We start from the raw sequence: 16303 nt of genomic DNA, 5'->3' as shown, positions 1-16303 counted from the left end.
GGGGCCGTCAGGGGGCCGCCGGGAACAGCACGGGTATCGCCGAGACCAGGTGCGAGGCCCGGTCCAGGGCACTTGCCAGCAGTGCGAGGTCGGTCGGTCCGTTGCCCAGCTCACGCACCGGGCGGCGGGCCGGCGGATCACCCATCCGCTCCCACTCCACCGGCACCACGGTCGGCCGCAGGGTCGCCGTCCGTGGGATCCGGCCGGTGACCCGGCCCGCCTGGAAGGCGACCGTCCGGCCGTCCGCGTACCGGAGCAGGCCGCGGCCGGGGCCCGGCTGGTCGGGGGCGTCGAGCTCCACCCGCAGGGTCGTCAGCCGGGCCAGCCCGGTATCGGCCGTACGGTCCGGGCGGGCGCTGGCGGCCACCAGGTGCACGCCGAGCCGGGCGCCCTCGCGGGCCACCGCCTCCAGCACCCGGACCACCGAACCGGCGGCGGGCCGGCCCGTCGCGCCGAGCCCCGGCGCGACCAGCGCGTCGAAGTCGTCGACCAGCACCACCAGGCGGGGCAGCGGGCTCGGCCCCGCGGGATCGGTACGGGTGGCCGAGGCGCGCAGCCGGAGCGTGCCCGTGCGCTGGCTGTCCAGGTCGCCGCGCAGCTCACCGGGGGTGGGCTGGCGCGGCGAGACCATGCGGTCGGAGACCTCGCGGCGTGCGTGCCACTCGGCGAACGCCAGCCCGTCCAGCAGCTCGTCGCGGCGCTTGAGCTCGGCGCCCAGCGCCTGGGCGAACTCCCGCATCCGCAGCGGATCGGAGGCCACCAGATGGGCCGAGACGTGCGGGAGTTCGGTGCAGGGGAGCAGCCCGTCGCCGCGCTCGCCGCCCGCCCCGTCGAGGAGGACCAGCCCCAGCCGGTCGGGCCGGGCGGCCGCCGACAGGGACGCGGCCACCGACCGCAGCAGCTCGGTCCGCCCGCTGCCGGCGGGCCCTTCGACGAGCAGGTGCGGGCCGTCGTGGACCAGCTCGGCGCCGACGACGCCGCGCCGCCCGCTGCCCAGCACGATTTCGGCGAGGCCGCCGACCCCCTGACCCTGGTCGGTGGCGGCGGCCCAACGGGCCATCAGGGACGCCGGGGTGGCCCGGGCCAGCCCCAGTTCGTCCAGCAGCCGGGCGGTGGCCGGCAGGGTGGCGGCGGCCGGCCGGTACGGCTCGACGGTCCCGCCGTCGCCGCGCAACGGCGCCAGCGCCCGGGCGAACCGCTCGGCCCAGGCCGCGGAGACGGCGTCGGCGGTGGCGGTGCCACCGCTCGGGACCGGTCGGCCGCCGCTGACCGCGAAGGTCCGTACCGCCGTGGCCACGTCACCGCTGAGCAGGGCGACCGCGTCGCAGTCCCGGAAGGCCGGGGTGCTCGCGCAGGCCGCCTCGTACGTCTCGGTGACCGGGGAGGCGGGCGTCGCGGCCGGAGCCTCGGCCAGCGCCAGTACGTGGATCCCGGCGGCCGGGCCGTGCGAGGCGAGCCGGCCGGTGATGTCGCGCAGCGGGCCGGCGCCGGGATCGCCGTCGAGGACGACGAGCGTGTACGGGCCTTCGTAGGCCTCGGCGGCCTGCCGGACCTGCTCGGCGTCGGCGGCGGCCCAGTGCGTGCCGAGCGGACCGTCGTCGAGGCGCCGGGTCAGCTCACCGGTGCGGGCGGCCGCCTGGTCGCGGTCGTACGCGAGCAGCAGCCGGCAGTCCTGGCCGTGCGCGGGCCGTACGTGGGGCAGCCAGCCGAGCCAGGCCCAGTCGCGCCGGCGCTCGGCGAGCGTGCGCGCCCGGTCGGTGGAGAGGAGCACGATCTCCAGCTGCCCGGGCGCGTGCAGTCCCGCGAGCTGGGCGATCACGCAGCGGGCGACGCCGGCCAGCCGGGCGCGCGGACCGGCGATGCCGAGCGCGCCGACGGTGCGCAGCGACACCCGGCTCCCGGCGCCGAGCCCCACGTCCAGCAGCCCGGGATGCCCGGGGCCCCGCGACCACAACCGTTCGGTGGGCCCCAGCGCGGCCAGCAGCAGCGCGGCCGGGTCGTCGGGATCGGGCGCGGCCTCGGCGGCCGCCGCGGGCTCGACGGGGGCCTGTGCGGCCTCCTCGCCCCGTACCCACTTGCGGGCCCAGGCCCCGAGCCCCCTGCGGCGCCCGGCGGGGGCGCCGGCCCCGGCTGCGCCGGACGCCGCGGGCACGGCCGGGTCCGGTGCGGCTCCGCGTCCCGCCCGGGCCCCGGCGTCCCGGCCCGCGCCGAACCCGGCGCCGTGGGCGCCGGTTGCCGGGCGCGACCCCGGGTGTGCCGGCACCGGGCCGGGGGTTCCGGACCCGGCTGCGCCGGACGCCGTCGGTACGGCCGGGTCCGGTACGCCTCCGCGTCCCGCGCCGGCCCCGCCGGTGTCGGGGGCGGAGCCCGCTACCCGGCGGAGCCGCCGATCGGCACTGTGGGAAGGGGCGGGGTGGGCCCCCTGCGGCCCGGCGGCGGGGCCGCCGGCCTCGCCCGGTCCGGAGCCGGAGGCGTGCGCCGTGGAGCCGGGGGTACCGGCCCGGCCCGTGCCGGGCAGGGCTGGGCCTCGGCCCGCGGGGGCCGTCTGCGGGTACGCGGCGGACCCGCCGGGCGCCGGCCACCCGGTCGCGCCAGGTGCGGGCCGGCCCTCCAAGGGCGCGCCGGGGCCGGTGGCCGGCTCCGCCGCGCCGGAGGGGTGCGGTGTCGAGCCGGGGATGCCGGTCCGGCCCGTGCCGGGGAGGACGGGGCCTCGGCCCGCGGGGGTCGTCTGCGGGTGCGCGGCGGACCCGCCGGTGGCCGGCTCTGCCGCGCCGGAGGGGTGCGGTGTCGAGCCGGGGATGCCGGTCCGGCCCGTGCCGGGCAGGGCGGGGTCTTGGCCCGCGGGGCCCGTCTGCGGGTGCGCGGCGGACCCGCCGGTGCCTGAGGCGTCCGGCGACCCGCCGGTCGTCGTCCACCCGGGCGTGCCGGGTTCGGGGTGGCCGCCCAGGGGCCCGGCGGGGCTGGTGGCCGGTCCGCCGGTCGTCGTCCACCCGGGCGTGCCGGGGCCGGGATGGCTCCCCAGGGGCTCGCCGGGGCCGGTGGCCGGGCCCGCCGCGCCGGAGGCGGTCGGCGGCGGGTCGGGGAAGGTGCCGCGCGGGCCCCGCGCGGCGTGCCCGGCCCCGTGCCCCGCGCCGGAGGCCGGCGCGGCGCGGCCGGGGAGCGAGAAGTGACCCTCCAGGTCCGGTACCACCGGCAGGGCAGCGGCGTCGGTCGCACCCGCGGGCGCCAGCCGCAGGGTGGACTCGCCCACCCGCAGCAGCGCGCCCGGCGGCAGGGCCACCGGCTGCGGTCCCACCGGGGAACCGTCGAGCGTGGTGCCGTTCGTCGAGTCCAGGTCGGCCACCGAAACCCGCCCGTCGGGCATCACCGTGACCGCGCAGTGCAGCCGGGACACGTCCGGGTCGTCCAGCGGGACGTCGGCGTCGGCGGACCGGCCCACCCGGATCTGCCCGCTGTGCAGCAGGTGCACCCCGCCCGCGTCGGGTCCGGCGACCACGTGCAGCCGGGGCGCGCCGAGGCTCTCCTCGGGCAGGACGTCCGGGACCGGGCCGTGCAGCGCCACCACCGCCCCGTCCACCAGCGGCGGTTCGCCCAGCACCCGCCGCTGCAGGTCGAGCCGCTCGGCGCCGGCGTAGAGCACGACCGTGCCCCCGGTGTCGGGCCCGCCGACGGTCGCCGCGAGCCCGGAGGCGACCGCGGCCAGCGCGGTGCCGGCGGGCGCGGTGACGAGCACGTCACAGCTCACGGGGGCGGTCGCGGGCTGGTGGCCGCTGCGCGACCCAAGGACGGTCAGCCGGATCTGCATCGCCGTCAGCGGTCCCTTCTGCGCGGTGCGCGGTGTATGCGCCCGGCAGGGGAATGTCGGGACATGGCTGCCCGATCGCCCCCCACCCGGCACGGACGCGTCGTCCGGTCAGGTCTGCCGGAAGGCGGGGCTCCCGTCCCGTGCCGTCCGTACGTGTGCATCCTCGCACCTGTCGCCGACAACACGCCCGGCACCCGCCGACAAGTGATCTTGATCGGTCGCGGCGCGGCGGCGACCTCACTCGAATCGGACAGCAAGCAGGGGAAAATCGCCTCCGGCATACCCCGCAAACATCACCCTTCGTACATATGTGCGGCAACCAACCTCCGGCGCCCGGCGTCTTCCACGGGGACACCCCCTAGAGTGGGCCGGAAAACCAATCAGCGGATCGACCACAGCAGACGACAGCAGGGGAGCGCGAGACGTGCGGCCAGTCGGCAGCAAATACCTGCTCGAGGAGCCGCTCGGGCGCGGCGCCACGGGCACTGTCTGGCGTGCCCGCCAGCGAGAGACCGCGGGCGCCGAGGCGGCCGTCGCCGGGCAGCCCGGCGAGACCGTGGCCATCAAGGTCCTCAAGGAGGAGCTGGCCCAGGACGCGGACATCGTCATGCGCTTCCTGCGCGAGCGCTCCGTCCTGCTGCGCCTGACGCACCCCAACATCGTGCGCACCCGCGATCTCGTCGTCGAGGGCGACCTGCTCGCGCTGGTCATGGACCTGATCGACGGCCCGGACCTGCACAAGTACCTCCGCCAGAACGGCCCGTTCACCCCCGTCGCGGCGAGCCTGCTGACCGCGCAGATCGCGGACGCGCTCGCGGCCAGCCACGCCGACGGCGTGGTCCACCGCGACCTGAAGCCCGCCAACGTGCTGCTCGACGAGCGCGGCGGACAGATGAAGCCGATGCTCACCGACTTCGGCATCGCCCGCCTCGCGGACTCCCCGGGCCTGACCCGTACGCACGAGTTCGTCGGCACCCCGGCCTACGTCGCCCCCGAGTCCGCCGAAGGCCGCCCGCAGACCTCCGCCGTGGACATCTACGGCGCCGGCATCCTGCTCTACGAGCTCCTCACCGGCCGTCCGCCCTTCGCGGGCGGCACGGCGCTCGAAGTGCTCCACCGCCACCTCAGCGAGGACCCGCAGCGCCCCGCGAGCGTGCCCGAGCCGCTGTGGACCGTCATCGAGCGCTGCCTGCGCAAGGAGCCGAACGAGCGCCCCAGCGCCGAGAGCCTGGCCCGCGGGCTGCGCGTGGTCGCCTCCGGCATCGGCGTGCACTCCACGGCCGCCGAGGTGGAGGCTGCGCTCGGCGTCGGCGCGCTGCTCGCGCCCGACCCCTCGCCCGCGCCGGTCCCCGAGACCCCGGGTGCCGCGGACCCCACCCAGGTGCTGCCCGGCGGCGCCGGGGCGGTGCCGATCGGCGCCTACGACCCGAACGCGATGACCAGCGTCATGCCGCCGGTCGGTGCGGCCGGCGTGGCCGACGCCACCTCGGTCATGCCGCCGGTGCAGCGGCCGGACCAGCCGCACCCGTGGGAGTCGCAGATGCGCGCCGCCCGCGACCGCAACGAGCAGACGCAGATGCAGTACCTCGACCCGAGCGAGGACCCCCTGCGGCGCCGCCCACAGCGGCAGGCGCCCCCGCCGCCGCAGCACCAGCCGCAGCAGCCGTACCGGCAGGGCCCGCCGCCGCAGCAGTACCAGCAGCCGCCGCAGCAGCAGCAGCAGTACGCACCGCCGCCGCCTCCGCAGCACTACCAGCCGCAGCAGCAGCGCCAGCCTCAGCCGTACCAGCAGCCGCCTCAGCCCCAGTACCGCCAGCCGCAGCCCCAGCAGCCGCCGCAGCAGCAGCCCCCGCAGAGCCCGCCGCCCCGGCAGCAGCCCCCGCAGGCTCCGCGTGAGCCGCGCGAGCCGCGCCGCCGCAGCGCCAACCCGGTGCGGATCCCCGGTCTCGGCTGCCTCAAGGGCTGCCTGGTCATGATCCTGCTGCTCTTCGTGGGCGGGTGGCTGATCTGGGAGCTGACCCCGCTCCAGGAGTGGGTCGGCACCGGCAAGGGATGGTGGGACCAGGTGTGGAGCTGGGGCAGCGGCATCGCCGACTGGATCGGCGCCATCGGGGACGCCACGGGCTCCTCCACGCCCTGAAACGGACCCCCGTAGCGCCGAGTTCGTGGATTTGTCGACTTCTGGGACGTGATTTCGCCCGCAGAAGTGAAGGTCGCCGCGAATCCGGGCCCCTGCTGGCCTCCAACGCCCACCCGGCCGCGTAGCTTTGGTGCGTACGCCAGCCGCTGAGGGAGCAGTCGTGGCACGGAAGATCGGCAGCCGGTACACCGCGCACCAGATCCTGGGGCGCGGCAGCGCGGGCACGGTGTGGCTGGGCGAGGGGCCTGACGGCCCCGTCGCCGTCAAACTGCTGCGCGAGGACCTCGCGTCCGACCAGGAGCTGGTCGGACGGTTCGTCCAGGAGCGCAGCGCGCTGCTCGGCCTGGACCATCCGCACGTCGTCTCCGTCCGCGACCTCGTCGTCGACGGCAACGACCTGGCCCTCGTCATGGACCTCGTACGCGGTACGGACCTGCGCACGCGCCTCGACCGCGAGCGGCGGCTCGCCCCCGAGGCGGCCGTGGCGATCGTCGCGGACGTCGCCGACGCGCTGGCGGCCGCGCATGCGGCCGGGGTCGTCCACCGGGACGTCAAGCCCGAGAACGTCCTGCTGGACATGCAGGGCCCGCTCGGGCCGGGCGGCGCGCACCCGGCGCTGCTGACCGACTTCGGCGTGGCCAAGCTGATCGACACCCCGCGGCGGGCCTCCGCGGGCCGGGCCTCGGCCCCGACCACCCGGATCATCGGCACCCCGGACTACCTGGCGCCGGAGATCGTCGAGGGCCTGCCGCCGCGGGCGGCGGTCGACATATATGCCCTGGCCACGGTCCTGTACGAGCTGCTGGCCGGTTTCACCCCCTTCGGCGGGGGCCACCCGGGCGCGGTGCTGCGCCGGCACGTGACGGAGACGGTCGTCCCGCTGCCCGGGATCCCCGACGAGCTGTGGCAGCTGATCGTGCAGTGCCTGGCCAAGGCGCCGGCGTCGCGTCTGCGGGCCTCGGAGCTGTCCGCACGCCTCCGGGACCTGCTGCCGCTGCTGGCCGGGATGCCGCCGCTGGACGTGGACGAGCCGGACGACGCGGAGCCGGATCCGGGCCCGTCGGAGGAACCGGCCGCCGTCGCCGCCGATCCGGTACGCCGCCGGGGTGTGGTCCCGCTGGTGCCGGGCTCCGCGACGGACTCCAACCGGGACACCCACACCTCGATGCGGGTGCCGGGTCCGGACGAGCTGGCGGGCGGGGCGCTGGGCACGGCGCGGGTGCCGCGGCCGGCCGGCGGGCACCGGCCCGGCGCTGCGCGGCACCGGGCCGAGGCCGCGCGCAAGCGGCGGCTGGCCGTGTCGGCGGCGGCCGTCGCGCTGGCCGCCGCGGTGGGGCTCGGCACCTGGCTCGCCCTCTCGGGCCCCGACGACCAGGCCGCCCCCCAGGACACCAAACAATCGGGCCCGCGCACCCCGTAGCCCCGGCAGCGGCGCCGCTGCCGGGGCTCCACCCCGCACCCCGCGCCTCAAACGCCGGCGGGGCTGGATGGTGCCCGCCTGGGCCGGTTGTGTCCGGCCGGGCTCAAAGACCGGGGCTCCGCCCCGCACCCCGCGCCTCAAACGCCGGCGGGGCTGAAATTGCCCTCCGGGCAATCCAGCCCCGCCGCCGCGCAGGGTTGCGCTGCGCGCACGTCTGGGATGCCGCCGGGCACATCGAGCCCCGCCGGCGTTTGAGGCGCTGGGGGTCCCCCCGGACGGAGTCTGGGGGAGGGTTCCGGGGGCAGAGCCCCCGGCAGCGGCGCCGCACACGGCACGCCGACGGGGGGGCGGGGGCTACGCCCCGACCAGCTCCGGGTGCCAGCGTCGCGCGACGGCCGGGTGGGCGCGGACCCAGCCCTTCAGCTCGTTGCGGCCGTACTCCGCGTGCAGCGGGTTCGACGCGTCGTGCGCGATGCCGGGGGCCGACCGCAGGTAGTCGCCCGGGACCGTCTCGATGACCGCGTCCAGCCGCGGGTTGTAGAAGAACGGCACCGAGTACCGCTCCACCGCGCCCGGCGGGCTCACCACCCGGTGGTCCGTGGCCGTGAGGTAGCCCTCCGTGGCGATCTCCAGCAGCTCGCCCAGGTTGACCACGAACGCCCCCGGCAGCGGCGGCACGTCCAGGTAGCCGCCGTCGCTGACCACCTGGAGCCCGCCCACCGAGTCCTGGAGGAGGAGGGTCAGGAAGCCGTAGTCCTTGTGGGCCCCCACGCCCTGGTCCGTGCCCGTCGGGGCGGATCCCGGGTACCGGATCAGCTTGGTGTGCAGGTGGGGGCGGTCCGCGAAGGCCTCGTCGAAGAAGTCCGACGGGGCGCCGATCGAGACCAGCAGTTCCTGGAGGAGCCGGTGGGCCACCGCCGCCAGCCGGGACTGCCACTCCAGCACCGCGGTACGGAGCTCCGGGAGGGCCTCCGGCCACAGGTTCGGGCCCTCGAGCCACAGGTACGGCGGGTCGGCCGGCCCGACCTCCGGCGCGGGCCGCTCGGCCCCGATGTCCAGCTGGTCGCGCCAGTCGGAGGCCCCGCCGGTCAGCTCGTGCCCGATCCGGGTGTAGCCGCGGAAGTGCGGGGATTTCAGATTGCTCACGGCGAGCCGGTCGGCCTCCGGGAGGGCGAAGAAGGCCCTGGTCAGCTCCAGGATCCGGGCGGTCTCGGCGTCCGTGACGCCATGGCCGGTGAGGTGCAGGAATCCGGTGTCCCTGGCAGCCGCGTGCAGCTTCTTCAGGAAGTCGGCCCGCTGGGCCGGGTCGTCCGCCTGGGAGAGGTCCAGGACGGGGAGGGAGGTGTGCGCGGACGGCATGACGGCTCCGTTTCGGATGTCACGGGGTCCTGTTCCCCTTCAGGTGGCGGGGGTCGCGGGAGGGGGAGGGCCGCCGGCAGGGATGGCGCCGTGGCCGCTGGGCCGCGAACAGGACCAAGTCGGATCGGGGTGGATCAGGCTTGGGGATGGTCCGGCGGCAGACAGCTCGTCGTCGTGACACGCATGTGGTCCACATGGCGGCGCTTGACGAGGAGAACAGTCATACGGTGAGCGTACGCCCGTCCTCGTGTTCATCAGTACGGGTGATCCGGCCTGCCCGGACGGCACCCTCCGATGACCGGCTACGCTGGACCCGTGGCAGTCGTCGATGTTTCCGAAGAGCTGAAGTCCCTCTCCTCGACCATGGGGTCGATCGAGGCCGTCCTGGACCTCGACAAGCTGAGGGCAGATATCGCCGTGCTCGAGGAGCAGGCCGCCGCGCCGTCCCTGTGGGACGACCCGGACGCCGCTCAGAAGATCACGAGCAAGCTTTCGCACCTCCAGGCCGAGGTCCGCAAGACCGAGAGTCTGCGCGGCCGCATCGACGACCTCGCGGTCCTCTTCGAGCTCGCCCAGGAGATGGAGGACGCGGACACCCTCGCCGAGGCGGAGACCGAGCTGGTCGCCGTCCGCAAGGCGCTGGACGAGATGGAGGTCCGGACCCTGCTCTCCGGCGAGTACGCCGAGCGCGAGGCCCTGGTCAACATCCGCGCCGAGGCCGGCGGCGTCGACGCCTCCGACTTCGCCGAGCGCCTCCAGCGCATGTACCTGCGCTGGGCCGAGCGCCACGGCTACTCGACCGAGGTCTACGAGACCTCGTACGCGGAGGAAGCCGGCATCAAGTCGACCACCTTCGTCGTCAAGGCCCCGTACGCCTACGGCACCCTCTCCGTCGAGCAGGGCACCCACCGCCTCGTGCGGATCTCGCCCTTCGACAACCAGGGCCGCCGCCAGACCTCCTTCGCGGGCGTCGAGGTGCTGCCGGTCGTCGAGTCCAGCGACCACGTCGAGATCGACGAGGGCGAGCTGCGCATCGACGTGTACCGCGCCTCCGGCCCCGGCGGCCAGGGCGTCAACACGACCGACTCGGCGGTGCGCATCACGCACCTGCCGACCGGCATCGTCGTCTCCTGCCAGAACGAGCGCTCGCAGATCCAGAACAAGGCCAGCGCCATGAACGTCCTCCAGGCCAAGCTGCTGGAGCGGCGCCGCCAGGAGGAGCAGGCCAAGATGGACGCCCTCAAGGACGGCGGCAGCTCCTGGGGCAACCAGATGCGGTCCTACGTCCTGCACCCGTACCAGATGGTCAAGGACCTGCGGACGGAGTTCGAGGTCGGCAACCCGCAGGCGGTGCTCGACGGCGAGATCGACGGCTTCCTGGAGGCCGGTATCCGCTGGCGCAAGCAGCAGGAGCAGACCGCGTAAGCGGACCCACACGTACGCGTAGGGCCCGGACACCAGGGGTGTCCGGGCCCTTTCGTCATGTCCGCATGTCCGGCATGATCGGTACGTCTACGCGGTCTGCTGAGCCACCAGTACCAGAGCGGCCACGAGGACCACCATGAGGACGATGAGCGCCACGGGGTTCAGTCCGGAGAAGGGGCCCTCCTGCTGGAGGCGCTCCCGGTTCGCCCGGCACACAGGGCAGCGGCCCTGGCTGACGGGTGCGGCGCAGTTCGCGCACACGAGCCGGTCATATGTCATGCGCTCCTCCTCTCGCCCCTCAGCTGTACTTCATTAGACATAACGCCGTGGGGAACGAGACCGTTCCCCCTACCACTGTGCCAGCTTCGCCGGCATTCGGCGCGGCCCGTCCGGGCAATCACGCTCGCGACCCTCCCGGACCAGGGGACAAAAGGGGCAAGTCCGGGTGCCGGGTCCACACCTCGCGCCCGTTCGCGTATGGTCACGCACACCTACTCCCGGCGACCGTGGTGCACCCGTGATCCGATTCGACAGCGTCTCCAAGTCCTACCCGAAGCAGAGCCGTCCCGCACTCAGAGATGTCTCCCTCGACATCGCGAAGGGCGAGTTCGTCTTCCTGGTCGGCTCCTCCGGCTCCGGCAAGTCCACCTTCCTGCGGCTCATCCTGCGCGAGGAGCGGGCGAGCCACGGCCAGGTGCACGTCCTGGGGAAGGACCTCGCCAAGCTCTCCAACTGGAAGGTCCCGCAGATGCGGCGCCAGCTGGGGACCGTGTTCCAGGACTTCCGCCTGCTCCCCAACAAGACGGTGGCCGAGAACGTGGCCTTCGCGCAGGAGGTCATCGGCAAGCCGAGGGGCGAGATCCGCAAGGCCGTCCCGCAGGTCCTGGAACTGGTCGGCCTGGGCGGCAAGGAGGAGCGGATGCCCGGCGAGCTCTCCGGCGGTGAGCAGCAGCGCGTGGCCATCGCCCGCGCCTTCGTCAACCGCCCCGCCCTGCTGATCGCGGACGAGCCCACCGGCAACCTCGACCCGCAGACCTCCGTCGGGATCATGAAGCTGCTGGACCGGATCAACCGGACCGGCACCACCGTGATCATGGCGACACACGACCAGCAGATCGTCGACCAGATGCGCAAGCGCGTCATCGAACTCGAACAGGGCCGACTCGTGCGCGACCAGTCGCGCGGCGTCTACGGCTACCAGCACTGAAAGGTCCCTGAGACGCAATGCGCGCCCAGTTCGTCATGTCGGAGATCGGCGTCGGTCTCCGTCGCAATCTCACCATGACCTTCGCGGTCATCATCTCCGTGGCCCTGTCGCTGGCCCTGTTCGGTGGCTCCCTGCTCATGCGCGAGCAGGTCAGCAGCATGAAGGGCTACTGGTACGACAAGGCCAACGTCTCGATCTACCTCTGCAACAAGCAGGACGCCGAGCAGGCCACCGAGGCCGCCAACAAGGCGGCCGGGTCGGCGGGCGACCTGGGGGTCGCCACCTGCCGCAAGGGCGCGGTGACCGACGAGCAGAAGAAGCAGATCGAGTCCGAGCTCAAGCAGATGTCCCTGGTGAAGTCCGTCGCCCACGAGTCGGCGGACGAGGCGTACAAGCACTACCAGGAGCAGTACGGGCACACGGCGCTGGCCTCCTCCATCACGCCCGACCAGATGCAGGAGTCCTTCCGGGTCAAGCTCAACGACCCGGAGAAGTACAAGGTCGTCACCTCCGCCTTCGTCGGCCGGGACGGCATCCACACCGTCGACGACCAGCGCCAGTCGCTGGAGGCCCTCTTCGGGCTCCTCAACTCGGTCAACATCGCGGCCCTCGGCATCATGCTGATCATGCTGATCGTGGCGCTGCTGCTGATCGTCAACACCGTGCGCGTCTCGGCGTTCAGCCGCAGGCGGGAGACGGGGATCATGCGGCTGGTGGGTGCCTCCAGCTTCTACATCCAGTTCCCCTTCATCATGGAGGCGGCCGTCGCCGGCCTCATCGGCGCGGTCCTCGCCTGCGGCATGCTCGTCTCCGGCCAGTACTTCGTGATCGACCACGGCTTCGCGCTGCGGGACAGGATGGAGCTCATCGACTTCCTGGGCTGGGGAGCGATGATCGGCAAGCTGCCGTACGTGCTCTTCATCGGTCTCCTGATGCCCTCCCTGGCGGCCTTCCTGGCGTTGCGCAAGTACCTGAAGGTGTGACAAGCGCCCCGCGAGCGGTCTGGTCAACCATCCGTACCGGCGCGGGGCTTGTCCTAGACTCGGCGCCATGCCGGGTCTTCCCGCCTTCTGTCTCCGGCCCCGCGACATGCGTCGCGGGGCCGTTTTGACGTTGGCCTTCCTGGCGGCCGTCGGCACCGCCGCGAGCACCGGCTGCTGGGACCGCGAGGACGCCACCGCCGCCCTCGCCGCCCGTACGGGGGCCGCGGCGCCCGAGGTGCCCCGCGCGGCGGGCACCGCCGACCGCGAGGCCGTGGCCCGCGCCGCCGCCGAGGCCGTCGCCGAGGGGAAGTCCGGCAAGAAGGCCGCCCAGGAGGTGGTCAGCCGCAGCGGCGACCGCTGGGGCACCGTCTACGACCAGGGCGAGTACGCCGCCTTCGCCGAGGGCCTCGACGGCCGCTGGACCGGCGTCGGCCTGTGGGCCGAGCGCGGCCGGGACGGCCTGATCAAGGTCGACAAGGTCCAGCCGGGCGGCCCCGCCGCGCGGGCCGGCCTGCGCGCCGGGGACCGGCTGCTGAGCGTCGACGGGCACGCCGTCACCGGCCTGGCCGTCACCGAGGTGATCGCCTTACTGCGCGGCGAGGCCGGCACCCCCGTCGTACTGAACCTGAGCCGCGACGGCGCCGATCTCACCGAGACCGTCCGCCGCGAGCAGCTGCGCACCGAGCCGGTGACGGTACGGCAGCTCGCGGGCGGGATCACCGTCATCAAGGTGGCCTCCTTCACCCGCGGCTCGGGTGAACGGGTCAGGGCCGCGGTCCGCGAGGCCCCGCCCGGAGCCGGGGTCATGCTCGACCTGCGCGGCAACCCGGGCGGGCTGGTCGCCGAGGCGGTGACGGCCGCCTCCGCCTTCCTGGACGGGGGGCTGGTCGCGACGTACGACGTACGGGGAGACCAGCGCGCCCTGTACGCGGAGCCGGGCGGGGACACGGCCCGGCCGCTGGTGGCGCTGGTCGACGGCGGCACGATGAGCGCGGCCGAGCTGGTGACGGGCGCCCTCCAGGACCGCGGCCGGGCCGTGGCGGTCGGCAGCCGGACCTTCGGCAAGGGCTCGGTGCAGATGCCCACCGAGCTCCCGGACGGCTCGGTGGCCGAGCTGACGGTGGGCACGTACCGCACACCGGGGGGCCGCAGCCTGGACGGGAGCGGCATCACCCCGGACCTGGCGGCGGGCGAGGCGGTCGAGGAACGGGCCGCCAAGGTATTGGGTGGCCTCGGGGTGGGTCCGTAGTGCGAAAATGACGGCACTATGGCTAAGGAAAAAGGGCGCAAGCTGATCGCCCAGAACAAGAAGGCGCGGCACGACTACACGATCCTCGACACCTACGAGTGCGGTCTCGTGCTCACGGGCACCGAGGTCAAGTCGATGCGCCAGGGCCGGGCCTCGCTGGTGGACGGCTTCGTGTCGGTGGAGGGCCGCGAGGCCTGGCTGTACAACGTGCACGTGCCGGAGTACAGCCAGGGCACCTGGACGAACCACAGTGCCCGCCGCAAGCGCAAGCTCCTCATGCACCGCGAGGAGATCGACAAGCTGGAGCGGAAGGCGGACGAGTCGGGTCACACGATCGTGCCCCTGTCCCTGTACTTCAAGGACGGCCGCGCGAAGGTCGAGATCGCGCTGGCGAAGGGCAAGAAGGAGTACGACAAGCGGCAGACGCTGCGGGAGAAGCAGGACACCCGCGAGACGAACCGGGCGATCTCGGCGGTCCGCCGCAAGCAGCGGGGCACGGTTTAATCTTCTGGCACGCAGTGGTCCACTTCGCGTACCATGGCGTCAGCACCCCCCGCTCGCGGGTGGAGCATTTTGTTAAAAAAACATGGGGATGATCGGTTTCGACAGCGGATGTCGATGCAGGGGAAGCGAGCCGAGGAAGCGGCAATGATCTCGCTAACCATATGTCGCAAACAATAATCGCCAACTCCAAGAGCGATAACTCCCGCTTCACCCTCGCTGCCTAATAACAGTGAGCTGAAGCCTCTGTGAGGAGCGTCAGCCCGGAAGTGGTCCCGGTCCGGATCCTGGCGTCAACAAGGGATCTAAACCTCTAGCCCCGGTCACGGGGGTTGGAGGGAAATCAAACAGTGACTGAGCCCGTCGGAGACTTGTCCGTGTGATCTCCGGGGCTGAGAAAAGCGCAGCGGACTGCGCTCGGAGAAGCCCTGCTTCTGCACCGTTGGACGCGGGTTCGATTCCCGCCATCTCCACTCATCCCATGTGGGCAAAGGCCCGGCAGCCATACGGCGGCCGGGCCTTCGTCATGCTCCGTCAGTAGTGGTAGCGGCCTTGAGGATCTTCAGTCGAAGTGGACGCTCCTCACTCCTTGCCCCTTGTCGGCTCCCGCAGCTCATCCATGGTTTTGGTGACGGTGGGCACTCCTGCCCGGTCGCGGGCGACGGCCTCCATCAGGCGCTGGGCGTTGGCGGGGGAGCGCAGCAGGTAGACGGTCTCCTGCCAGGAGTCGTAGTCGTCGGCGGACATGAGGACGGCGTCGCCACTGCGAGACGTGATGCGCACCGGGGCGTGATCAGTGTTGACGCGCTCGATGAGCGGGAAGAGGTTCGCCCGGGCTTCGCTGGCGCTTATGGACATGGTCCACTCCTACTATGGCTTGTACGGTTTTACGGTACAAAATGGGTACCGGAATCCTGTACGGCTCCGGGCGGCGTGACGCGCGTGCCGAGCGGGAGGGCCAGGAGGGCGGCGGCGACCGGGAGGGCGTAGGCCGCCGACGGGCCGAGGTGGTCGATGGTCAGGCCCGCCGTGGCCGAGCCGGCGGCGATGCCCGCGAAGATGGCGGTGACCGCGAGGGTCATGCCCTCGTTGAGGCGGCCCTGCGGGGTGCGGGCATGGATCCGGGACATCGCGGTGACCATCGTCGGGGCCGTGGCCATGCCCGCCAGGAGCAGGGCCGGGGCCAGCAGGAGGACGGAGCCGGTGGCCGCGGCCGCGGCCGGCAGGGCCATCGCCGGGGCCAGGATGGCCAGGCAGGTGCCCAGGCCGCGCGGGCGCAGGGTGCCGTAGAGCAGACCGGCCGCGCAGGAGCCCGCCGCCTGGAGGGCCAGGACCAGGCCGGACGTGGCGCCCAGGCCCGCGGCGTCGAGGTAGGCGATCGAGGTGACCTCCATCGAGCCGAAGACCAGGCCCAGGCAGAGGAAGAGGACCAGCAGCGGGCCCAGGGCGCGCAGCGGAGAGCCGCGCCGGGCCGCCGCCACCCCGGTCACCGGGGGCTCCGTGGCGCGCTGGGCGGTGAAGAGCAGCATCCCCGTGAGGAACAGGGCCGCGCCGGTGACGGTGCCCGCCTCGGGGAAGACGGCCGTGCAGAGGAAGGCCGCCAGCACCGGGCCGAGCATGAAGCACAGCTCGTCGGCGGCCTACTCGAAGGACATCGCCGTGTGGTGCGAGGCCGGGGAGTCGCGCAGCAGGTGCGTCCAGCGGGCGCGGGACATGCCGCCGATGTTGGGGGTGGTGGCGGTCGCGGCGTACGAGGCGAAGAGGGTCCAGGCCGGGGCCTCCGTACGGACGCACACGATCAGGGAGAGGGAGCCGAGGACCGCGATCAGGGTGGCCGGGAGGGCGATCCGGGCCTGGCCGTGGCGGTCGACCAGCCGGGCCGTCCAGGGCGCGACCAGTGCCGTGGCGGCCAGCCCGGTCGCGGTGACCGCCCCGGCGAGGGCGTACGAGCCGCGCTGGCCGGCGATCATCATGACCGCGCTGATCCCGAACATGCCCATGGGGAGCCGGGCGAGGAGGTTCCCGGCGGTGAAGGCGCGGGTGCCGGGCAGGGCGAACAGGCGGCGGTACGGGCCGGGGGGCCGCGGGGCGGGGGTGGCCGGGGCGGCCGGGGCGGGCGGCGCGGCGAGGACGAGCGTGGTGCCGGTGACGGTCATGAGGGGCATGACCACCACCCTCGGCCGGGACCCGGCCCACCGTCCAACACCTGTTCGG

The 16303-nt window shown here is 73.8% G+C and carries 11 protein-coding genes, 1 other RNA gene and 1 pseudogene; 8 read left to right on the top strand and 5 right to left on the bottom strand.

What is annotated here, in order from left to right; translation table 11 throughout:
• Nucleotides 1–7: 7 nt before the first annotated feature.
• Nucleotides 8–3805, bottom strand: a complete 3798-nt coding sequence (locus tag ACGFYQ_RS26765) for an FHA domain-containing protein (protein WP_393748032.1) — start codon at nucleotides 3803–3805, stop codon at nucleotides 8–10.
• Nucleotides 3806–4229: 424 nt separating this feature from the next.
• On the opposite strand from ACGFYQ_RS26765, the gene ACGFYQ_RS26760 reads away from it, so the two are divergent.
• Nucleotides 4230–5945: a protein kinase gene (locus ACGFYQ_RS26760; RefSeq protein WP_393748030.1), complete on the top strand. Its 1716-nt coding sequence runs from the start codon at nucleotides 4230–4232 to the stop codon at nucleotides 5943–5945.
• Between the two features lie 160 nt (nucleotides 5946–6105).
• Nucleotides 6106–7365 carry a serine/threonine-protein kinase gene (locus ACGFYQ_RS26755; protein WP_393748028.1) on the top strand — a complete coding sequence of 420 codons (1260 nt, stop codon included), beginning with the start codon at nucleotides 6106–6108 and terminating at the stop codon, nucleotides 7363–7365.
• 354 nt (nucleotides 7366–7719) lie between these two features.
• On the opposite strand, the gene ACGFYQ_RS26750 is transcribed toward ACGFYQ_RS26755, so the two are convergent.
• Nucleotides 7720–8724, bottom strand: a complete 1005-nt coding sequence (locus tag ACGFYQ_RS26750) for an isopenicillin N synthase family dioxygenase (RefSeq protein ID WP_393748026.1) — start codon at nucleotides 8722–8724, stop codon at nucleotides 7720–7722.
• Between the two features lie 315 nt (nucleotides 8725–9039).
• On the opposite strand from ACGFYQ_RS26750, the gene prfB reads away from it, so the two are divergent.
• Nucleotides 9040–10149 (top strand): peptide chain release factor 2, encoded by a 1110-nt coding sequence (gene prfB / locus ACGFYQ_RS26745; RefSeq protein ID WP_328925969.1) that lies wholly within the window; start codon nucleotides 9040–9042, stop codon nucleotides 10147–10149.
• Between the two features lie 87 nt (nucleotides 10150–10236).
• Here prfB and ACGFYQ_RS26740 read toward each other — a convergent pair whose 3' ends face one another.
• Nucleotides 10237–10428 (bottom strand): hypothetical protein, encoded by a 192-nt coding sequence (locus ACGFYQ_RS26740; protein WP_030662818.1) that lies wholly within the window; start codon nucleotides 10426–10428, stop codon nucleotides 10237–10239.
• 238 nt (nucleotides 10429–10666) lie between these two features.
• On the opposite strand from ACGFYQ_RS26740, the gene ftsE reads away from it, so the two are divergent.
• The 5 genes from ftsE (at nucleotide 10667) to ssrA (ending at nucleotide 14565) form a co-directional block, all read left to right on the top strand.
• The gene (ftsE, locus tag ACGFYQ_RS26735; protein ID WP_328925968.1) at nucleotides 10667–11356 is read left to right on the top strand and encodes a cell division ATP-binding protein FtsE; all 690 of its coding nucleotides are present in this window, start codon (nucleotides 10667–10669) and stop codon (nucleotides 11354–11356) included.
• 17 nt (nucleotides 11357–11373) lie between these two features.
• Nucleotides 11374–12339 carry a permease-like cell division protein FtsX gene (gene ftsX, locus ACGFYQ_RS26730; RefSeq protein ID WP_362392190.1) on the top strand — a complete coding sequence of 322 codons (966 nt, stop codon included), beginning with the start codon at nucleotides 11374–11376 and terminating at the stop codon, nucleotides 12337–12339.
• A 67-nt stretch (nucleotides 12340–12406) separates the two neighbouring features.
• Entirely contained in the window at nucleotides 12407–13588 is a 1182-nt protein-coding gene (locus tag ACGFYQ_RS26725) for a S41 family peptidase (RefSeq protein ID WP_393748022.1), read from the top strand.
• Nucleotides 13589–13606: 18 nt separating this feature from the next.
• A complete protein-coding gene (gene smpB, locus ACGFYQ_RS26720; RefSeq protein WP_393748020.1) occupies nucleotides 13607–14092 on the top strand; it encodes an SsrA-binding protein SmpB in 486 nt (161 codons plus the stop codon).
• An 84-nt stretch (nucleotides 14093–14176) separates the two neighbouring features.
• Nucleotides 14177–14565, top strand: a transfer-messenger RNA (tmRNA) gene (gene ssrA, locus ACGFYQ_RS26715).
• 106 nt (nucleotides 14566–14671) lie between these two features.
• Here ssrA and ACGFYQ_RS26710 read toward each other — a convergent pair.
• Both ACGFYQ_RS26710 and ACGFYQ_RS26705 read right to left on the bottom strand, forming a co-directional pair.
• A complete protein-coding gene (locus ACGFYQ_RS26710) occupies nucleotides 14672–14947 on the bottom strand; it encodes a type II toxin-antitoxin system Phd/YefM family antitoxin (RefSeq protein ID WP_393748018.1) in 276 nt (91 codons plus the stop codon).
• 29 nt (nucleotides 14948–14976) lie between these two features.
• Nucleotides 14977–16245 (bottom strand): annotated as a pseudogene (locus ACGFYQ_RS26705) (MFS transporter).
• Nucleotides 16246–16303 lie beyond the last annotated feature (58 nt).

The organism is Streptomyces sp. NPDC048258 (assembly GCF_043201995.1).
Classification (GTDB): Bacteria; Actinomycetota; Actinomycetes; order Streptomycetales; family Streptomycetaceae; genus Streptomyces.
The sequence above is the reverse complement of the archived record's forward strand: the minus strand, read 5'-3'. Positions and strand labels throughout refer to the sequence as shown.

Coding starts and splice junctions, on each gene's coding strand:
- ACGFYQ_RS26765 (WP_393748032.1), bottom strand. CDS start 3,805: ATGCAGATCCGGCTGACCGTCCTTGGGTCGCGCAGCGGCCACCAGCCC.
- ACGFYQ_RS26750 (WP_393748026.1), bottom strand. CDS start 8,724: ATGCCGTCCGCGCACACCTCCCTCCCCGTCCTGGACCTCTCCCAGGCG.
- ACGFYQ_RS26740 (WP_030662818.1), bottom strand. CDS start 10,428: ATGACATATGACCGGCTCGTGTGCGCGAACTGCGCCGCACCCGTCAGC.
- ftsX (WP_362392190.1), top strand. CDS start 11,374: ATGCGCGCCCAGTTCGTCATGTCGGAGATCGGCGTCGGTCTCCGTCGC.
- ACGFYQ_RS26725 (WP_393748022.1), top strand. CDS start 12,407: ATGCCGGGTCTTCCCGCCTTCTGTCTCCGGCCCCGCGACATGCGTCGC.
- smpB (WP_393748020.1), top strand. CDS start 13,607: ATGGCTAAGGAAAAAGGGCGCAAGCTGATCGCCCAGAACAAGAAGGCG.
- ACGFYQ_RS26710 (WP_393748018.1), bottom strand. CDS start 14,947: ATGTCCATAAGCGCCAGCGAAGCCCGGGCGAACCTCTTCCCGCTCATC.